The sequence below is a fragment of the bacterium genome (assembly GCA_008933615.1).
Taxonomy (GTDB): Bacteria; CLD3; CLD3; order SB21; family SB21; genus SB21.
The window spans coordinates 1-20,012 of the sequence record WBUR01000044.1; the positions used below are offsets into that span (position 1 = coordinate 1).

Here is a 20,012-nt window from a genome sequence, read left to right on the forward strand (position 1 = left end):
CCACGATCTGATCGTGGACTGTTAATACCAGCGTGTTGATCTTGTTATTAGTGTGTTGTCAAAGAACAAACTTTATGAATTAAAACTTATCAAAACTCTTGACTCTTTACATACCAGCGAAGTCGAAAGCTGATTTACTATATTTTGTCATGGTTCGACTCCGCTCACCATGACGTCTGTGAGTAAAGCGGATAAGCACATTTTCTAAAGGTTTATGCACGTGCGGCAAAATAAACTAAAAATAAGGACTATTTTATGATAAAAAAAACAATCCTGTTCTTTGGATGGGCGTTGTTATCAAATGCGTTATACGGTCAAATCGGGTGGAAAGAAATGACATGGCCTGTGTACGGGATGGATTTTATGCTGCCGGAAAATTTTAAGACCAAGGAGAGCTCGCCGGATTTTTTTGTCGCAGAGGGCGACGGATTCAGTTTTGCGATACAGCCGTGGCGAGATTCGACGTTGAGTTTGGAGCAAGTAGCCGCGAAAGCGCTTGAACAGCTGGATGCCGACGACGCCTCGGTCACTATCCGCGACAGAGTAGACCTGGACGGGTTTGAGGGATATGAGATCATCGGCGCGGGAAAACAGGAAGGCTACGATATAATCTTCGTCGTGCTTGGATTTATCGATCCCGTCAGCGACGCCAATTTTTCCGCCTATATACTGTTCTGGCACGACATGAAAACCGACGATAAGAATATACGTATTGCCAAACAGATCATTGAAGGAATTCGGAAGTCGGGGGAGTAATTACTCCTGCTTCAATATCTTCTCCAAATCCTCCTTACTCACCGTAAGTTGTCCCACGCCGGGAAGCCTTTCAGTCAGAATTCGCCAATTTGAGTTGGCTTTGAATACTTCTTTAAAGATGGGAAGCGACTCTTTGACCATGCCGTTATTGGCGAGCGCGACGGCATGCCAGTATTTCATTTCAACATTTTCAGGGAACATTTTCTCCGCGTTGCCATAAAGTTCCATTGCGCTTTTCATGTCATTTTTTTCTACGGCGTAGTCGCCTTTGTTCATAAATTCATATGCGCGGTAAAGTCTGAGCAATCGGCGTATCTCTTTGATGGGTTCCGCATGATCTTCGATACGCAGATCGATGACCCGGTCTTCCCAGATCTTCCCGGTAGGTTCTGCGCGAACAACTAAAATAGCCGCAGATTGTTTTCCGCGAATGTCTCCGCCAACCGATTGCGCCGCTTCCAGTGCCGTTACCATTCTTTCAGCCAGCGGACCTGTAGATTCCTGAAATGCCTTTGCCATGGCCGGCCAAACCTTATCGTTGAGCATCAGATTGGCTTCAACGGAAAAGTTATCTCCGACGTAATGACCTGCCGCAGGGATGCATTTTTTTCCGGTGTGCGCAGCTACATTTCCTTTCGCGTCAACGATGGCTAATTGCCGCACGTCGCGTCCGTCATCGGCATCGATGAGTTCCTTCAGAACTTCCTGCGCAGTTTTACCGGATCGTAATAACTCCAATCCGCTAGGCCCGAACGAAACATTGACAAATGATTGAGTTGCGATCGCTCCCACGCCTGCCTCGGCCCAGGAAACGAGCGAACCGACGGAAAACCAATTAGACTGAACGGCTACGCCCATTTCACCGGTAACCGTATCCCGGGCGACGATGGAGAAAGTATGAACCAGGCGATTATCCGGATCGATTTGAGCCGACAAATTCTGAATAGAGAGGATGGCTGAAACGAGCAACAATACAAATTTTTTCATGAGTTATTCTCCGGGTTAAATGAATAATTATTTTGATACATCCATTAAGATCCATTGGTCTGGATTAATAACGGGCTGTGTGTTTTTTGCAATAACAATATCCGCATAACCGCGTGACATGTCAATGCGCCTGATATCTTTTCCAAACTGCACGGTAACAGGCATTGGAAAATAGAGGCCGTTCGGCGTTTCCCATCGCAGATGGAGTTTCGTTCCTTCGATTTTTGAAACCAATTTCGGAAGTACCGGTTGTCGAAGATAGACTTCGAAGAACCAGGCAAGATCTTTTTTCGTAATGGATTTGACGGTTGCAAGATAGTCGTCGGTAGTGACGAAACGGCACTGACGCCCGTCAATGACTTTTTCGGAAGCAGGATCCGGATAGGTCATTCGGCGCAGCGATGTAAAAAAATCCTTATCGCCGATCAGGTATCGCATCGTTTGTAATATCCACGTGCCCTTATTATAATTATCGCCGTCACTTTCAATATAATCCGGCGCTACAAGATAACTTTCGGCGAGGCTGCGTGGGCGCCGTTCTGCGACGGGTTTTGCATTACGAATTTTCGTTCGCGATACGGCCATCGATTGATGATAGGCTTTGGCGCCGTGAAGTTTCTCTACATAGAGTTGCTGCATATAAGCGCCAAACCCTTCGTGAATCCAGATATCCGTCCAGTCAGCTGCGGTTACCAAATTGCCCCACCACTCGTGAGAAAGTTCGTGATGATGCAGAAAATCAAAACCCCAATCGTTGTTCTTGTAATTATTTCCGTATGCGATAATGGTTTGATGTTCCATCCCAAGATAAGGAGTTTCCACAACGCCGTACTTATCTGCCCTGAACGGATAAGGCCCGAGAAGCTCTTCATGGAAACGGAGGTGTTCAAGTATTTGTGTAAAGAGTGTTTGGCCTTTCTCGACATTTTCCGGCAGAACCCAATAGGTTACAGGAATAATTTCGCCCGTAATGCTTTTATAATTTTCTTCTATCGTCTTATAGGGTGCAATGTTAATTGAAATACCGTAATTATTAATAGGCGTTGATACAAACCAATGGTACGTATGCGTTTCGTTTGTGTTTTGTGTAATAGCGCGCAATCGGCCGTTGGAGGCACAAACAAGTGATTTGGGGATTGTCACGTGAATTCGTACGGAATCGGGTTCGTCAGAGGGATGATCTTTACATGGCCACCAGATATCTGCGCCATCGTTTTGACAAGCCACGCCGATCCACGGTTGTCCATCGGCAGTTGAAGACCAAACAAACCCACCAACCCAAGGGGGCCGCAAGGCCGTTCTGGGTTTTCCGCCATACGCGACGGATAAAGTGACATTGGCGCCCGGTTGGTGCATCGTTCCCAATGAGATCCAAACCTTCCAGCCGCGTTGCTCAAATTTGAGGATTTGGAGTTCGTTCTGGGAGTTATTAATAAAAACAGAATCAATGGACAATAACGTGTCGAGATCGAGCACAATAAACTCAACCGGTTGAACGATAACGGCATTCAAAGTTAAAATCCCATAAATCGACCGCTGCTGCGGATTTACTTCAATGTTCAAATCATACCATTTTACATCATAACAGGCTTGTTCCGCCATGAGTATCCCACCCGTATCGGTTGGCTTCGCGCCTAAGTTCCGCTGGGCTTGAGCCTCAACAGAATAAATGATAATAAGAAAAAGCAGAGAAATTATTTTAATGTTCATAGAATTTCCTCGTTAATATATTTTTTTTGACTTCGCAGCATAAAAGATGTAGCGTCTATGGCACGTGAAACGGCGAGTATACCATCCAGATGGTCAACTTCATGTTGAAGCAATTCGGACAACGCATTATTGAGCATTATTTCCTGATCCTGCCAATCGGTATTTTTATAACGGATGCGGCAGTTGGAATGGCGTTTTACTTTAACCAATAAATCAGGAAAACTCATGCAATCGTCCCAGAGTTCAAACATCTCCGGGCTTTTAAGGTCAATTACAGGGTTAATAAAAACGACCGGACGATCGATGTGCATGTACACAAGCCGTTTCATCACGCCGATTTGCGGCGCGGCCATGGCCCGGCCTGCTTTATAACGCGAACGAAAATCCATCAGCGTGTCATGCATATCTTCAATTACAGGTGCTAAGGAGGATATTTCCTCCTTACGAACGGCAAGGCACGTTTCATACAACTTCGGATGTCCAAGGAGCAGAATCTCTATGACGGGCATAAACCGATATGTTTTGTGGTAGGTGTAATGACTCTGCAAAAATATAAACTCTATACCGTCATGAATCAACTCAATTTCTTTTCGAATTTGCAATTGTCAAAAGGTGAGATTAGTTTAATATAGCATATTACCGCTCATGGTAGATAAACGAAAAACGAACCTTATGAAAGAATATATATTACCGGACGCGACCCGCATAGGTTACGTGCACCTTACGGTTTCGGACGCCGAAAAGGTGTCAGCATTTTACAGGGATCTGCTTGGTTTTTGTGAGAACCGGAATGACGATGGAGTGATTGGGCTATCTGCGAACGGCCACACGCCGCATCATATTTTACTGACAGAAAACCGCCATGCGAAGCCGCGTCGACCGCATACAACGGGGCTTTTTCATTTAGCGATTCGTGTGCCGAACAGGATTGAATTGGCTCGTATGTTTTTTAAGATACACGAACGTCGTTATCCATTTCAAGGTTTTGCCGATCACGGTGTCAGCGAAGCGTTATATATGGCCGATCCGGAAGGAAACGGAGTAGAAATATATGTGGACAGACCGATGGATCTATGGCCGAAACGTCAAGGCCGCCTGCACATGACGACCGATCCGCTGGATGTAAATGATCTTATGAATGAAATAAAAAATGACAGCAGCGCAATAAAGGATCTTCATCCGGAAACAGACATAGGCCATATTCATCTGCAAGTGTCGGAGTTGTCTCGCGCTGAAAAATTTTATCACGGAATCCTCGGCATGGATATTACACAGGATTCTTATCCGGGCGCGCTATTTCTCTCTGCCGGAGGTTATCATCATCATATCGGCGCCAATATCTGGTCCGGAGAAGGCGCTGTCCGGCCGGGTAAAGATTTCCTTGGATTAGCCGGATTCGCAATCCATATTCCGGACTCGCCGGACAAAGACCTTTTATTGAGTCAATTTTCCTCGAATCGCATCGAAATTAGTCAAAAGGGAAAATCTTATTTTACGCATGACCTTGATCACAATCCGATTGAATTGATTTTTGAGTGAAATATGTTAATAATAGGGTGAAGAAAACGTTGACGATTATAAAAATTAAATAAATTACACTTCTGCTTCTAACAAAATAAATAACGTTGGAGTTGACATGTCATACATCCGCATCAAGAAATCAGGTGAAAAAATAGCCGTTTCAAAAATTCTTTGCGTCGGCGCTAATTATTCCGATCATATTGCTGAAATGAATCCTGGAAAATCTGCGGAACTTCCGAAAGAGCCCGTTATATTTATGAAGCCTCCATCGGCAATTGTTCATGACGGTGAAAATATTATTTTTCCGGATGTACAAAGTGAACTGCATCATGAAGTAGAACTCATTGTTGTGATCGGTAAAGACGGAAAAAACATCAAAGCCGCCGATGCGGACAGCCATATATTAGGCTATGGAATCGGATTGGACATGACTCTTAGGGATTTACAGGCTGAAGCGAAGAAAAAGGGACGGCCGTGGACGATCGCAAAAGGGTTTGATACGTCGGCAGTTATTTCGGAGATTGCCGGTAAGAACGAAGTAAATCAGGTGAATGATCTTCCGCTAAAACTTTTTATCAATGATGCGCTTCGGCAAGAAGGACGTACTTCTGATATGATCTTTACGGTCAGTGACATTATTGTCTACTTATCCAAATTTTTTACATTATGCCGGGGGGATGTGATTTTTACAGGAACGCCGAAGGGAGTTGGCCCTGTGCAGACGGGCGATTATTTAAGAGCTGTTTTAGGAGAATATGCCGAAGTAACCGTGTCAGTGAAAAAGATTTAATTATCGGAAGAAGAAGCGATTTTCTTTTCCAAGATCGGGATCACGGTATTAACGGTAGTTTGCGACTGTTCCTCGGTAGACGCCATGAATATCTGAAAATTGCCATTCCGGTTGGATGAGAATATAATTTTATTTCCATCTAGTGAAAATCGCGGAAAAATATCATCTCCATCGTCATACGTGATACGCGTTTGATCTTTACCGTCGGTCTGCATCTTGTAAATCTCATAATTTCCGCCGTCACGATTGGACGCAAACGTAATAAACAGATCGTTCCTTGAAACAGACGGCTGCAGATCATTCCCTTTCGAATTGGTCAGGTTTGTCGGTTTGTCTTTACCGTCCAGGCTGCCCATAAAAATTTCATAATTATTATCGCTTTTCTTTTCAGCATACAGGATATGGTTTTCGATTCCAGGCTTTGTTGAAGGATCGGTCAATGCGGAGGTTTCATCGCCGTAAACTTTAAATAAAAACGTGCCGGTCTTTTCGATGGTGAAAACGGAAGAAGATTTAGTCCAGAATGGATTGCTTGAAAAATCGCTTCGGTCGCTGGCAAACATAATGGTCACCGTATCAATAAACGACGGGCTCCAATTATCACTTCCGTAACTGCTCGTGACCCTTTTTACGCTTTTTCCATTTCGATCCATATAGTAAATTTCACGCGGTTTGTATTTCTTGGTACTGCGGTCGTCGCGGGTTGATGTAAAAACTATAAATCGTCCGTCAGGTGAAAACGACGCATTCTCATCCGACTCAGCGTCATCCGTCAATCGTTTTATTGAGGTTTCTCCCTGGGCGATATTCATGGAATAAATGTCCCAATTGCCATTTCGGTCGGACTGGAAAACAACCGTATTGCCGTCAGGCGAAAATGCCGGCATGATGTCATTGAACTTGTTATTGGTAAGCTGTGTAATTTTGTATGGGCTTGAAAAACGGGAAGCTATACGTTCAAGAAAAGCCTGGCCTTGAAAATCGCGCAATACGGTAAGAAACGCTTCGTATCCGGATTTTTTCTTGTCCAATGCCAGCAATAGGTCGCCTTTGGCATACATAACATCCATATTGGTCGGATCGTTTTTTAGAGATTCTTCCATATATTTCAAAGCAAATTTCTTCCGGCCAAGCGCGAGATATTCTTTCGCTATCTCATATTGAAGGGATGCATTGGTTTTATCCGCGTCCAATTCAGTAAATAGTTGCTTCAATTTCTCGCTTAAGGTTTGCGTGGAATCCAGTTGAAGAGCCGGGGGTATTACAGCCGTATCCTGCGAAGTTACAGCGGGTTCTTGTGCATACAGAGGAAGATGTAATAACGCCATGCAGATTGCAGTAACCGCTAGATTCAATTTCCAAATATGAATAAACTGCCGCATGAGCGAACCTCCTGAATTTTTTTAGAAATCACGGGAATTGAATGGATTTTAGGCAAAATGGCAGATAAATGCAAGGAGATTTTAGGGATATGGGTCATATTTTGAAGGATTAAATTTTGATGAACCGTCAAGATGAAACTATTTGGATTGTTCTACCGCCGTTAATATATTTGACACACAAAACTAATCATTCTGTATTAAATCATGATTAAAACAATATTTTATGACCTGGGAAACGTTTTGGTTAATTTCGACTGGAAGACTTCCGCCATAAGGATTGCGGATCATTCGACTCGATCGCCTGAGGAGGTTTATCACATATGCGCCGGAAGTAAGCTCGCCCGTAAATATGAATGCGGAATAATTACGACTGCCTTTTTTTTTGAGACGCTAAAAAAAGAAATCGGGTTTAAATTAACCTCCGAAGAACTTCATGGTTTATGGTCGGACATATTCACACTTAATAAAAAAAACGTGGCCGTCTTGGACAAAATTAGGAAAACATATCCCGTTGGCCTGATCTCGAATACCAATGAAGCGCACGTGCATTGGATTGAGAAACAATTCGGTTTTCTCGGATGGTTCCCTCATCCCACTTATTCCTATATTGAAGGATGTATGAAGCCGCAGAAAGAAATTTTTCGCTCAGCGCTGACCGCTCTTTCCGTCACGGCAAAGGAAAGTCTATTTATTGATGATCTTAATCAGAACGTGCTCGCAGCTAGAGAACTTGGCATGCAGGTGATTCATCTTTCACCAGAGAAAGACCTTGAACTGGAACTGAAGAAATTTGATGTAAAAGTCACATAATGCCGTCTGTTTCGAGGATCGGAATTTATGACTTGAATAGGTTTTTTAGATGTTTCTTTTTCAAAGTGCGGTAAATATCGAAATCCGTTACGCCGGATGTTGTTTCGTTTTCCGAAGCAAGATCTGCAAGTCTCTTATTTAAAATTATTTCAGATAATTTTTCGTTAGCCCTTTTTTCAAAAATTCAAAAGCTGACTCCGGCGTATCGGCGAACGTAAATAATTTCAGATCCTTCTTGTCGATCATATGGTGGCGTACCATTGAGTCAAAGTTTAACACTTCTTTCCAATATTCCGTTCCGTAAATCAAAATAGAAAGCGGTTTGGCGATCTTCTTTGTTTGAACCAAGGCAAGTATTTCAAACAGTTCATCCAGCGTGCCGAATCCTCCTGGAAATATCACCAGCGCTTTGGCGAGGTAGGCAAACCAGAATTTGCGCATGAAAAAATAATGGAATTCAAAATTGAGTTCCGGCGTAATGTAAGGATTGGGGACCTGTTCAAATGGCAATGCAATATTGAGCCCGAGCGAAGGGCCGCCGGCTTTTTTCGCACCTCGATTGGCGGCTTCCATCATACCCGGCCCGCCGCCGGAACAGATCAGGAAATGTTTTCCGTCGTGCAAGGACTTTGACCACTGCGTCAGCAAGTAGGCCAACTGAACGGCGTCTTCGTAATATTTTGACATATCCAGCTTCATCTTGGCTTCGTCGAATTGCTCCATTAGTTTTTTTGGAGGGTTTTTCCTGCCCGCTATGTTCTTCCGAATCGCAGTAAACGCTTTTCTTGCAGCTTCCGGTGACGGCGTGCGTGCAGAACCGAAAAAAACGATCGTGTCGCGTACATTGAGTTTTCTGAATCGTTTCTGAGGTTCGTAAAATTCAGATAACATACGAATGACACGGCCTTCCGGACTGTGCAAAAATTCTAAGTTCTCATAAGCTCTGAGTGGAATTGTATTTTTTTTCAATGCCGTTCCTTACGGTTGGTTTAATAATAAGGGTTGACAAAAATCATTTCTTTGAATAGTTTTTGAAGGTAAAAAAAATCTAAACAAACCCTCTCTGTTTGTCAATCCTTATCTGCTTTACATAAACAGGTACAACGAGGGAATCTCAAAAGGCTTTTCATGAATATACCGATACTCGGCGATAAGGTTCCCAAGCGCGGCAATAAACTTTCCGAATTATTGGGGAAAACAATTCTCAGGGTCATGGGGTGGCGGATGGAAGGTGAAATTCCTAATCTGCCGAAGTTCTTAGCCATTGCGGCTCCTCATACGACCAATTGGGATTTTATATTAGGGATGTCCGCATTGATGGCGATGAATATCCGCGTTCACTGGCTGGGCAAAAATACGATATTTACTTGGCCGGTGAGATATGTTTGGCAGTGGCTGGGCGGACGACCGGTAGACCGCTCCAAAGCGCATGGCGTTGTTGAACAAATTGTGCAGATGTTCAAGGACGGACCGCAATTTATTCTCGGCCTCTCGCCCGAAGGCACCCGAAAAGACATGCCGAAATGGCGTTCCGGATTTTATCATATTGCAACAGGCGCAAGTGTCCCGATTTTGATGGCCTATTTTGATTTTGAGCGTAAGGTTCTGGGTATTGGCCCTCTTTTTTATCCTACCGGTGATATGGACAAAGATATTGAATCCATGCAGAATTATTATAAGCCGTTTACCGGGAAGTACCGTAAATCCTGGCAAGCTTGATTATTATGCCGCTTTGAGTATTATTTTCATTAAATAACAGGAACCACATTGTTAAACCCCTGGCGCGGGCTTGGGCAATTGCCACGTGAATTGTGGATCGTTTTTGCCACAACACTGATCAACCGAATGGGCATGATGGCCCTTCCGTTTCTTGTTTTGTATTTGACGCGTAGTCTTAATTTTTCTTCGGCGCAGGCGAGTTATATTTATGTAGGATACGGGGTTGGCGCTTTGGTCACGGCGCCGTTTGCAGGTAAATTATCGGACCTTGTCGGACATCGGCGGCTGATGTTGTTATCTTTGTTTATGACCGGCGCAGTGCTGTTGGCTTTTCCGCTCGCTTCGGATTTTTTTATTGTACTGATTGTAACGTTGATCTGGGCGGTGGTCAGCGAAGCGTATCGTCCATCGAGTTTAGCGGTGATCATGGATTTGAGTTTACCTGAACAAAGAAAAGCAGCGTACGCTTTACAACGGCTTGCGATCAATATCGGTATGAGTTTCGGCCCGGCCATCGGCGGGTTTTTGGTTTTAGTTTCCTATCCATTGCTATTTATTGTTAACGGTCTTACTACGCTGGTTTCCGGCATAGTTTTTCTCATACTGCCGTGGCGTGTTCAGGAACATCATACGGACGTTTCGGATAAAATTGATTTAAAAAGTCCACCAACGCCAAAACTCAACTCCTTCAAAGATCTGAAACTGATTTTCTTTCTTGCGGCGATGCTTCCGGTCGTTATTGTGTTTTTTCAGCACGCTTCTTCCATGTCCTTATTTTTGGTCAATGATCTTTTATTGCCGGAGTCAGCCTACGGGATACTTTTTACAATCAATACCGGCTTGATCATTTTAATCGAAGTAGCGATGAATATAGCGATGGCGCATTGGCCTTATCGGCGTGCGCTGACGTTGGGAACTTTTTTGATCGCCGCCGGGTTTGGCGCGATGGCATTTGCCAACGGGATGCCGGCCGTAGCGGTAACCGTTGTCATCTGGACGTTCGGCGAAATGATCGTTCTTCCGACCGCTGCGGCCTACATGGGCCATATCGCGCCGGCCTCGCGCCGCGGGGAATATATGGGATTATATCAAATGATGTTCGGGCTGGCGTTTATCATCGGCCCCTGGCTCGGTTTGCATTTGTATGAACATTTTAATGCGCAGGTTTTGTGGGCGGCGATGTTCGGGATCGGGATTTTGTCAACTTTGATGATGAGGCAATTGAGAGAGTGACGGTAACGTTTCAGGGTTTAAAGAAGTGGCTGTTAAGGAGCACGAACGGACAATTTGCCACAACGGCTGTTATAAAAATTAATGTTTGATATTTAACATCACCCGCTTTTGACGATCAATCTTTAAATTGCATTGCCCTTGCTTTTATAAATCAGACAATAATTTAACTTTTTTCTTTACCACTTTTTGCAAGAAGCCAAATAGTAAATGACCTCTCTCCAACAATACCCGGAGTTGCTACTAGCGCCAAAAATATTGAACTAAATACTTAGAAGCACGAAGCCCCCGCTTTTGCAAAACGGCTGTTACCTGCTGTCGTTCTATTCATTTCGGATTTTTTTAAGGTCTAATGGATTACTGTTCTTTATGAAAAATGAACAAGCAATAATCCAAATAATAAATGTCCCTTCAATAATACGTTGATACAGCCCTGCATATTCTGTCAATGGGTTAGATAACAATATTCCAATAAATAAAATACAATTTAGTCCGCAGAAAACTGCAATTTTTGATAAACCGAAATGTGTCTTCAATTGACGCAGACCAATACCAATGGCTATTATGCTAAGCGGAACAAAAATGTAAGTCAACAAGCCTGTCAAATTATGTATTAATTGGGATATGCTTGGGTCTATTAATTCTTTATTGCATCCTTTATCACAAGGAAATATTCCAACAATGATTGTTGCAAGTCCGTAAAATATCCCGAGCCCCCAAAAACCAATTTTTATTAAGTTAGATTTAGGAAATTCTCTGAGTCCAAGAAAAGCGAATATTGTTAATAGTAGTCCACTAGGAATATAACCAAAATATCTTAAAGCCTTTCCATAAGGTGTGTCAATAGCATATGTCTCACTAATATATTGTGAAAGAGGATTGTAGTCGTCAAACTGAAAACCACCAATAACCGAAGCGACAGAAAATAAAGTCACTCCTAGTATTCCTATCCAAAAAACTGTGTTTCCATTCATAATTATATCCCGCTCTATGTCAGTAGTTATTATTTTGGTGTTGTCTTCGCTATGCTTGCATATAACGGTCGATGGTATGGTGTCGTGCGGGATTATGAGGCGATTCCTATCAGTTTACTCCGACTTTTTTTACGAGCCACAAACGCTCGCAAACCGCTGAAACCCGCATGCACTATACCATGTGTTATCACCAGTTTTATTTCTTTTCCTCTCGTAAAATTTTCTCCATTTTACGACCTTTTGCTAATTCATCAACCAACTTATCTAAATATCTAACCAGTCTATAAATTTCAAATTCATCCTCAATTTCTTCAATTCGATAGCCACAAATAACTCCTTTAATCAGGTGTGCATTGGGGTGTATTTTTGCTTTTTGAAAAAATGATTCAAAGGTTGCCTTCTCCTGAATAAGTCCTTGCAAACTCTTTTCATCAAAACCAGTTAGCCATTCTATAACTCTGTGAAGTTCTTCTTTTGTTCTACCTTTCTTTTCTACCTTGGTCACATAATGAGGATAGACAGATGCGAAGATCATTTTTGCAACTTGTTCGTTTTTTTCAGCTGTCACTTTCATTTTGATACTATTTTATTGTTTATTACTTTCTCATAAAGTCAAATGCGCCTTTTCGCAGTTGTATTCCATACTCTAAATAGGCTTTCATACAAGCAAGAAAGTTTGCCCATCCTCCCGAATTTTCTAAAGCCCATTTCAGATTCGCTTCATTAAGTTCCTTTCCATTTTCGTTTACTCTTACTATGGTACTATCATCCGGCAATTTTTCTAATGTGATTTTCACAATAGTTTCCGGGTCCCAAACAAAGGAAATTGCACTAGTATTTTCAATTTTAATTTCTTTAATAGGGAACTTATCTTCAAATTCAGGAAATTTCCATATCACTTCTTTTCCTGTTTCTAGTCGCCCGCTACTTTCAGAAATAAAATACTTGGTCATTTTGTCTGGATTAACAATCCCTTCAAAAACTTCCTCAATTGGTTTTTGAATTTGTATAGTTGCGTTAGATTCAAGTTTCATAATAATTCCTTTTTGTCTTGATTTATCTAAATTGGCGCTAACGTTTTGCAGCTACCCGAAGGGCGGGACTTTTACCACAAAACTTGATTTGAAAAACTAATGTTTGATTAACCACAAAACTGTCTTTGGAACACGAAACCCCGCCTTTTGGGTAGGTGCTGTTAGGTGCTGGCGTTCTTGTCCATCGTGCTTGTAAACCATTGTCGTTATTCAGTTGTCGTGTCATTGAGTGTCGGCTGTGCGTTGCGTATTTTTTATTTTTTTTAAAGCGTTGGAAATTTTTTTTAATTCAATTTTTCTTTTGGGTCGGCTTTGCAAGCTCTTTTAAAAACTTTGGTCTGTGCGGTTGCTTGTGCGGTTTTTAAATGTGCTTGCAAATTGCGTTGGATTTATTTCTCGGTTTTATTTTCTGTATTAAAAGCATTCATTATATATTCATAGGATGATGGTTCAGTAATTTTGATATTTAATTCTTTATCAATTTTTTCAAAAGTGTCTTGCAATATTTTAGTTAGAATTAAAAATAGTCCGATTTCAATTTCAGGTTCTTTAATTACAGGTATTCTGTGGGCTTTATGAAATGGGCTTTCACAAAACATTAAATTATGTTTCGCAATATAATTCCAAGTGCTATGAGTTGCTGAACTACATACATCATAAAAAATGTCGTAGTATTCTTTGTAACCTGCATCAATTGCTGTATTTCTTACATCATTAAATTTCCAACTTCCAACATTTATTTTATTAAGAAATGAAAACCGTTGTTGATTTATCCAATTTTCTGTATTCTCAATAAACTTTAAATCAATTTCTTCTTTAACTTTTTTAGCTTTTGCAAATTCTAAATGCTTCGTTTCTCTTCCTAACCCATACTCAATAAACATTTTTGCTCTTTCATCAGGTTTTTTAAGTATCCAAGAAATATTAATGTGATTTTCTACCATACACCGCATTATGATTGGAAGAAAAAATTCATTCCAGGTAAGATAGGAATATGACATTTCATTTACTAATGAACACTGTCTTGAAACCAAACCCCAAATAACTTCATACTCTGCGGATTTCATCAGGTCAAGATTTAAACTTTCCCATCTTGCATTAAATTCATTTTTCAGCAACTTTCGGTATTCGTTTGTCGCATCAGCAAGCATTTTATAAAACTCTTGATTTTCCATTTAATAACATTTTTCAAGTTCCAATCCCCTGTTCCAAAAATATTTTTTCCATTCTCCATTAGAAGAAAAGAGATTATTGTTTCCGAAAAATAGATTTATAGTTTGCCTTATAGAACTTGCAACTTGTTTTGAAATTTCTGTATTGGGGAAATCAGATATTTCATCGAACTTGGCAAGCGATGTTTCAGGGCTTACAGTAAGTAGGTCGGATTGAAAAGCCATATCGACCGCAGTGGCTTGCATAAATGTTGTTGTAAAATTTGTTCTATCGTATAACTTTGATAAATATATTTTAAACTCAGATACTGATATATCTTGTTTTAAATTAGAATTTTCAGCGACTAAAAATGACAATGGAAATTTCGGATAAAGAAATGTTATTAACCCAAATGCTCTTTCATAATCATTAAGGTGTCCTAAATTCGTAAGCTCTCTTTTAATTTCAGCTTTTTCATTTTCGGTTAATTCACTGTAACAGCTTAATGGTGCTAACCATTGCTTTGTGCCATTTAAATTATGTATTTTATTTGTTGTTTCGGAAATTTGTAAAGCAAGTTTTGACCCAAGCCCAAATTTGTCTTGCAGTAAACCAATCCAAATTATTTCAGGTAAAATTTCTTCAAGCCAATTAACGCCATTGAATTCCCCTAATTGTAAAATCGGTGGAGTATAAATACTTCTGTCTCTCTTATATCCGCTTTCTTGTAAAAAGTCTTTCATTATTTTTCCTTCGTAATTGTTTTCTTTTTCTTCGGTTTTTCTTTTGTAAATAGGTCTGCTGTATATTTTTCGTATAGTTCAAATAAAAATTCCATTCGTTTAGCTTCCGTTGTAAATTGTTGCGAACGATAAGCCAAGTCAACGGCTTTGTCCAATTCATTATGTGCTTTTACCAATGCAGGTGGCATTGTCAACGGGTCGTATAGGTCGGCAAGTGAACTGTTTGGAAAATCAAGTCTTGCATCTAAAACCTTCTGTGTTGCCGTTTCAATTGCAGCAATTTGTTTTTCAGTTATATTGTCTGGCCAAGGATAATTGTTGTAAACAATATCCTTAGAGTAACGGAAATCACTTTTTAAACGACCGCAAATATATTTTACCCAAGCCATATGCATCTTAGACATTAGAATACCAAAATGATATTTATTGCCGTTGGGAATTGACATACAAGTGTCGCTAACAATGGAATTTTTATCAAAAAAACCGAATGGGATATAAGGTCTATTTTCAGATGAAACACGAGGAACAACTATAAATGTTTCAGGTCTATTTCGGTCACGAAATAAAGTTGGTGCTGTTGCAAATTTCTGTGTTGAAGGAGCAACACTGTCTAAACGAAATTTCTTAACCAAGTCAGCCCTTTTCAATATTTCGGGCATTTGTTTTAATTCATTTGGCTCTGCATCAACAAGCCATAAGCACCATCTCTTTTTCCCATTTAAAAATTCATACGCTGATATTAACGGTAAAATATATTTTTCTGCTTTAGGTTCTTTTTGCAGAAATTCCGTTTTGTCTTCGTCTGATAATAGTAAGTGCCCTCCGTCTAATGGCATATTTCCGAAACTCATTTTAGGAACATTACAAAGTGGATTTGTCCTTTTAGTTATCAGAATATCCTTCGCATCAACTAAATATGGATTGATATTTTTAACTTTTAATTCGTGGGCTTCGCCTTTAATATTTTCATATTCAAAAATGCTCTTGTTATTAGTGTCGTAGTTGGCGTAGCCAACTATCACACAATATACCGCTGCATTTCCTTTTGCTTCGTTGCTCCATTTAAATGTTCGGTGAGCAAAATGGATTTTAATTTTATATTTATTCAGCATTTGTTCCCAAAGAATGCTTGTCTGCTCTCCTTGAACAATTGAATTTGTTGAAACGAATGCAACTTTAATTTTTGTTCCTTGAATAAATTTGGCTGCTTTGACATACCAACCTGTTACATAGTCAAGAACTCCGCTACTGTCTGCATTCTCAAATTGTTTTACAATTTGGTCACGCTGATTTTGTTTCATTATTTTAGACCCAATGAATGGCGGATTTCCAATGATAAAAGAAAGTTCATTTTTTGAAACAATATTTTCCCAGTCTTTTTCTAAGGCATCACCGTGAACAATTTTTGCAGATTTTTTCAAAGGTAGACGAACAAAGTATTGTCCAAACTCATTGCTTATTTGCATATTCATTTGGTGGTCAATAAGCCACATTGCAACTTCGGCAATTCGTGCAGGGAATTCTTCATATTCAATTCCGCACATCATATCAACATCAAGCCAAATAATATCACTAACATCAATTACTCTTTGTCCTGATTTATTCATTGCTCTTAAAATTTCTAATTCCAACAATCGCAATTCACGGTAAGTAATTACAAGGAAATTTCCGCAACCGCAAGCAGGATCAAGAAATTTAAGCGTGCTTAATTTTTTATGAAATTCAGGAAGCTTGTTTTTGTTGTCCTTGATACTTTCAAATTCTTTCCAAAGGTCGTCCAAGAAAAGCGGTTTGATAAGTTTCAAAATGTTGGTTTCACTTGTGTAATGTGCTCCCAAGTTTCTGCGTTCTTTCGGGTTCATTACGCTTTGAAACATTGAACCGAAAATTGCAGGTGAAATTTTGCTCCAGTCAATATAGCAACAGTCTAACAAGGCTTGTCGCATTTTACTATCGAAACTTGCCGTAGGCAAGTTTTCTTCAAATAATTTTCCGTTCACATAAGGAAAGTCGGCAAGTTGCTCGTCAAGATTTTTAAAGCGATTTTCTTTAGCTGTGTTTAATACTTGAAAAAGTTCTTGCAGTTTTGAAGCAAGGTCGCTTCCATCTTCGGTTGTCCGCTGTTCTAAATATTCTTGAAATTGTTGCTTGTTGAAAATGGTTGTGTCTTCGGCAAACAAACAAAATAGAATGCGAACCAAGTAAACTTCTAACGGATGTCCTGTATATCCAATTTCTTCAAGTCTGTCGTGAAGTTTACCCATTAACTCCGCTGCTTTAATGTTTGCAGGGTCTTGCTCTTTGTAAACCTTTTTTTGATAACCTAAAATATATCCGAAATGCTGAACATTATTTATAAGGTCGTTAAGTTTAAAATCTACGGTCTTATTTTCTTCAAGGTCGTAAAGTCTAAAATTTTCAAAGTCAGAAATGAGAATATATTTCGGTAATTCGTGTTGTTTCAGTCCGTGTGTGTAGTCTTTGGCTTGTTGGTAGGCTTTGTCAAGGTTTTTGCCCCGACTTTTCATTTCAATTAAAATTGTTCCTTTCCAAAGCAAGTCAATGTAACCGTCTTTGTCGTCCAGTTTTTTTACTCTGTGTTCAAAGGTCGAAACTCTTTTACTGCTAATCCCAAACACGTTAAAAAACTCAACTAAAAATGGTTTTGCGTCTGCTTCTTCGTTTGAAGTGTCCGCCCATTCCTTTGAGAAATTTAATGCTCTATCTTTTATTTCGTTCCAGCTTAATACCATTCTTAAATTGTCAGGTTGCTAAGATAATTATTAAAATACCCACTATCGTCATTTGGTGCGGTGGGAAAATTTGGCTCTTTTGGTTTTGCGAAGGGTCGGCTTGTGTGTCGGGCAAAACCAAATGTGCCAAATGTGCGGTGGGAAAAAATTGAATTTAAAAAAAGTGCGGTGGGAAAAAATAAAAAATACAGAAGGGTCGGCAAAGAGTGTCGGCTTACTCGTTGTCCGTTTATGATATAGTCCGTATGTTGGTCACTTGTCAAAATGGTTACTTTTTCTGTTAAATTGTCTGCCTGTCGATGGTTGTTGTGTCGTCCTTTACGCTTGCACCTAACTAGTATATAAGACTGATTTTTTCATCCTTATCCACCCAATTCCGGCTAGATAAGGATGGTTTTTGTAGTCTTTATTTCCACGATAGGAAATATTATTTTTCTTCACGAAGTTGTTCCTGATTGATTCAAGTTGAATTGAGCAAAATTACAACTTTATTTTTGAATTTCACAGGTTTTTGTAAAAATATTTCCGGATTTATGTTTTTATCTTCCCTAATTGCTGATTATTTAACATACTATTTTGTATTTGGCTACAAACATGTATATTTGCCCCAGCGTTTGAATGATAAAGTGGATCCTCAAAGTCAGACATAACCTATGGATAACCTTCTCTTTACCGCCAATACGGTTCTGCCCGTATTTCTAATCGTATTCCTCGGACTGGCTTTGAAACGATGGGGATTAATGAACGACAATTTTGTTAATCTTTCGTCCAGAATCGTTTTTACTATATCATTACCCACGCTGGTGTTTCTGGAATTAAGCGCTATCGATTTTTCAAATGCACTGGATGCAGCGCAAATCGTATATGTTTGCGCGGGAACGTTTTTTTCATTTGCTCTGAGTTGGATACTATCTAAACCATTCATCCGCGACGCGCGTGACCGCAGTGTATTTATTCAGGGCAGTTTTCGCGGAAATTACGCCATTATCGGATTAGCACTTACTGCCAATATGTTCGGCAGCGATAGTCTTGGTAAAGCGTCGATCCTTCTGGCCTGCATTCTTCCTTTGTATAATGTGCTGGCCGTCATCGCCCTCACCGTGCCGATGCGTCACGAGCGGCAATTGAATATAGCAGATGCACTGCTGGAGATCGTTAAAAACCCGCTCATCCTTGCTGCCATTTGCGCCATACCCTTTGCTTACTTTAAGATTGGAATTCATCCGATCATTTCTAAAACCGGAAATTACCTTTCTGCTTTGACTCTCCCGCTGGCGCTTATTGGAATCGGCGGTTCTTTAAGTTTTGCCGAGATGAAACGCCCCTCGGCCATCGCGCTATCGGCTTCGGCGTTTAAAATCATTCTCACGCCGCTGCTGTTAACATTGGGCGCTTATTGGCTGCACTATACCGGCGAAGATCTCGGAACTATGTTTATCCTCTTTGCATGCCCGACGGCGATAGTGAGCTTTGTTATGGCGGAGGCGATGGGCGTTAACGGAAAACTCGCCGGTAATATTATTGTCATATCGACATTGGGATCTGTCGTAACCATTTCGATAGGCCTTTTTATTCTCAGAACGTATGGCCTCATCTAATGACCCATTCGTGTCATTTAAGTTTGATCAATTGACTAAATGCTAATGAATATATAGTTTCACTTTATGATGAAAATGGTCGCATTAATTTTGTTCGTAGGAATTGGCGGATTAGTTTTTTCACAAAACCCCACAGTTGTGATTAAAACAGAAATGGGGAACATTAAAGTAGAATTGTTTTTAAAAGACGCGCCGATTTCCGCATCGAATTTCCTAACCTATGTGGATGATAGTTTGTACGTCAATTCCGTATTTTATCGCGTTGTGACCATGCAAAACCAGCCGAATAATAATGTGAAAATTGAAGTGATTCAGGGCGGATTGTTATCAGACGAACGGGTACGTTGTTTTCCCATTGAGCACGAAACGACACAGGCGACCGGCATTTTGCACAAAGACGGCGTGATTTCCTACGCCCGCGCGGAACCCGGAACGGCCGGGTCAGAAATTTTTATTTGCTTAGGCGACCAGCCGGAATTGGATTTCGGCGGTAAACGGAATCCCGACGGACAGGGTTTTGCAGCCTTCGGAAAAGTGATTGAAGGCATGGATGTAGTGCGCAAGATCCAACGGTTACCTGAGAAAGACCAAATGCTGGTCACTCAGATAAAGATTTTCAATATTGAACGCTTGCCATAAAACAAGAATATCATGCTCATCAAATACAAACTTAATGAGACCTGAAAAGGATTTTTTGGTTAATTCATTAATCAGCTTATTTTGTAACTCAGCTTACACAATTTGTTCCCGCAGATCGCGCTAATTTACGCGGATAAAAATTTCCGCAGGAGATGAATTCATAAATGAATTCATTGAAAAAGAGCATTGCTTATTGAACATAGTTTCTGAGTAG

General features: G+C 40.5%; 20 protein-coding genes. 8 read left to right on the forward strand and 12 right to left on the reverse strand.

The features are described 5' to 3' along the window. Positions 1–255 precede the first annotated feature (255 nt). The gene (locus F9K33_14075) at positions 256–756 is read left to right on the forward strand and encodes a hypothetical protein (protein KAB2878168.1); all 501 of its coding nucleotides are present in this window, start codon (positions 256–258) and stop codon (positions 754–756) included. Here F9K33_14075 and F9K33_14080 read toward each other — a convergent pair whose 3' ends face one another. Genes F9K33_14080 through F9K33_14090 form a run of 3 tightly spaced genes read right to left on the reverse strand, consistent with a single transcriptional unit; the run spans position 757 to position 3,962 of the window. Continuing rightward, entirely contained in the window at positions 757–1,743 is a 987-nt protein-coding gene (locus tag F9K33_14080; protein ID KAB2878169.1) for a DUF1028 domain-containing protein, read from the reverse strand. It lies immediately after the preceding gene. A gap of 27 nt (positions 1,744–1,770) precedes the next feature. Further along, the gene (locus F9K33_14085; GenBank protein ID KAB2878170.1) at positions 1,771–3,453 is read right to left on the reverse strand and encodes a M1 family metallopeptidase; all 1,683 of its coding nucleotides are present in this window, start codon (positions 3,451–3,453) and stop codon (positions 1,771–1,773) included. Beyond that, the gene (locus F9K33_14090) at positions 3,450–3,962 is read right to left on the reverse strand and encodes a peptide deformylase (protein ID KAB2878171.1); all 513 of its coding nucleotides are present in this window, start codon (positions 3,960–3,962) and stop codon (positions 3,450–3,452) included. Before F9K33_14090 ends, F9K33_14085 begins: the two co-directional genes overlap by 4 nt. Before the next feature lie 136 nt (positions 3,963–4,098). Here F9K33_14090 and F9K33_14095 point away from each other — a divergent pair, with 136 nt between their 5' ends. Continuing rightward, positions 4,099–4,992 carry a VOC family protein gene (locus tag F9K33_14095; protein ID KAB2878172.1) on the forward strand — a complete coding sequence of 298 codons (894 nt, stop codon included), beginning with the start codon at positions 4,099–4,101 and terminating at the stop codon, positions 4,990–4,992. A 97-nt stretch (positions 4,993–5,089) separates the two neighbouring features. Continuing rightward, positions 5,090–5,764: a fumarylacetoacetate hydrolase family protein gene (locus F9K33_14100; protein ID KAB2878173.1), complete on the forward strand. Its 675-nt coding sequence runs from the start codon at positions 5,090–5,092 to the stop codon at positions 5,762–5,764. On the opposite strand, the gene F9K33_14105 is transcribed toward F9K33_14100, so the two are convergent. Next, a complete protein-coding gene (locus tag F9K33_14105; protein KAB2878174.1) occupies positions 5,761–7,146 on the reverse strand; it encodes a hypothetical protein in 1,386 nt (461 codons plus the stop codon). The genes F9K33_14100 and F9K33_14105 overlap by 4 nt on opposite strands. Before the next feature lie 204 nt (positions 7,147–7,350). Here F9K33_14105 and F9K33_14110 point away from each other — a divergent pair, with 204 nt between their 5' ends. Further along, complete coding sequence (locus F9K33_14110) at positions 7,351–7,956, forward strand: HAD family phosphatase (protein KAB2878175.1); 606 nt, start codon at positions 7,351–7,353, stop codon at positions 7,954–7,956. Positions 7,957–8,100: 144 nt separating this feature from the next. Here the strand turns inward: F9K33_14110 and F9K33_14115 are convergent, their stop codons facing one another. Continuing rightward, positions 8,101–8,847: an LOG family protein gene (locus F9K33_14115; GenBank protein ID KAB2878197.1), complete on the reverse strand. Its 747-nt coding sequence runs from the start codon at positions 8,845–8,847 to the stop codon at positions 8,101–8,103. Positions 8,848–9,084: 237 nt separating this feature from the next. Here F9K33_14115 and F9K33_14120 point away from each other — a divergent pair, with 237 nt between their 5' ends. Together F9K33_14120 and F9K33_14125 are read left to right on the forward strand one after the other, a co-directional pair. Next, the gene (locus F9K33_14120) at positions 9,085–9,675 is read left to right on the forward strand and encodes a glycerol acyltransferase (protein ID KAB2878176.1); all 591 of its coding nucleotides are present in this window, start codon (positions 9,085–9,087) and stop codon (positions 9,673–9,675) included. 48 nt (positions 9,676–9,723) lie between these two features. Continuing rightward, complete coding sequence (locus F9K33_14125; protein ID KAB2878177.1) at positions 9,724–10,908, forward strand: MFS transporter; 1,185 nt, start codon at positions 9,724–9,726, stop codon at positions 10,906–10,908. Positions 10,909–11,228: 320 nt separating this feature from the next. On the opposite strand, the gene F9K33_14130 is transcribed toward F9K33_14125, so the two are convergent. From F9K33_14130 to F9K33_14160, 7 genes are all read right to left on the reverse strand, one after another. Beyond that, on the reverse strand, positions 11,229–11,879 hold the full coding sequence (locus F9K33_14130; GenBank protein KAB2878178.1) for a DUF998 domain-containing protein: 651 nt from the start codon (positions 11,877–11,879) through the stop codon (positions 11,229–11,231). A gap of 196 nt (positions 11,880–12,075) precedes the next feature. Beyond that, the gene (locus tag F9K33_14135) at positions 12,076–12,453 is read right to left on the reverse strand and encodes a DUF2200 domain-containing protein (protein ID KAB2878179.1); all 378 of its coding nucleotides are present in this window, start codon (positions 12,451–12,453) and stop codon (positions 12,076–12,078) included. Positions 12,454–12,475: 22 nt separating this feature from the next. Next, positions 12,476–12,913, reverse strand: a complete 438-nt coding sequence (locus F9K33_14140) for an ATPase (GenBank protein ID KAB2878180.1) — start codon at positions 12,911–12,913, stop codon at positions 12,476–12,478. Positions 12,914–12,950: 37 nt separating this feature from the next. Next, on the reverse strand, positions 12,951–13,139 hold the full coding sequence (locus F9K33_14145) for a hypothetical protein (GenBank protein KAB2878181.1): 189 nt from the start codon (positions 13,137–13,139) through the stop codon (positions 12,951–12,953). A 163-nt stretch (positions 13,140–13,302) separates the two neighbouring features. Continuing rightward, positions 13,303–14,088, reverse strand: a complete 786-nt coding sequence (locus F9K33_14150; GenBank protein ID KAB2878182.1) for a hypothetical protein — start codon at positions 14,086–14,088, stop codon at positions 13,303–13,305. Beyond that, positions 14,089–14,808 carry a hypothetical protein gene (locus F9K33_14155; GenBank protein KAB2878183.1) on the reverse strand — a complete coding sequence of 240 codons (720 nt, stop codon included), beginning with the start codon at positions 14,806–14,808 and terminating at the stop codon, positions 14,089–14,091. It abuts the gene before it with no gap. Continuing rightward, positions 14,808–17,561, reverse strand: a complete 2,754-nt coding sequence (locus F9K33_14160; GenBank protein KAB2878184.1) for a class I SAM-dependent DNA methyltransferase — start codon at positions 17,559–17,561, stop codon at positions 14,808–14,810. The genes F9K33_14155 and F9K33_14160 overlap by 1 nt, the downstream gene beginning before the upstream one ends. 653 nt (positions 17,562–18,214) lie before the next feature. Between F9K33_14160 and F9K33_14165 the strand changes: the two genes are divergently transcribed. Together F9K33_14165 and F9K33_14170 are read left to right on the forward strand one after the other, a co-directional pair. Beyond that, positions 18,215–19,159 (forward strand): AEC family transporter, encoded by a 945-nt coding sequence (locus tag F9K33_14165; protein KAB2878185.1) that lies wholly within the window; start codon positions 18,215–18,217, stop codon positions 19,157–19,159. A gap of 69 nt (positions 19,160–19,228) precedes the next feature. Then, complete coding sequence (locus F9K33_14170; protein KAB2878198.1) at positions 19,229–19,798, forward strand: peptidylprolyl isomerase; 570 nt, start codon at positions 19,229–19,231, stop codon at positions 19,796–19,798. The last annotated feature ends 214 nt before the right edge of the window (positions 19,799–20,012 follow it).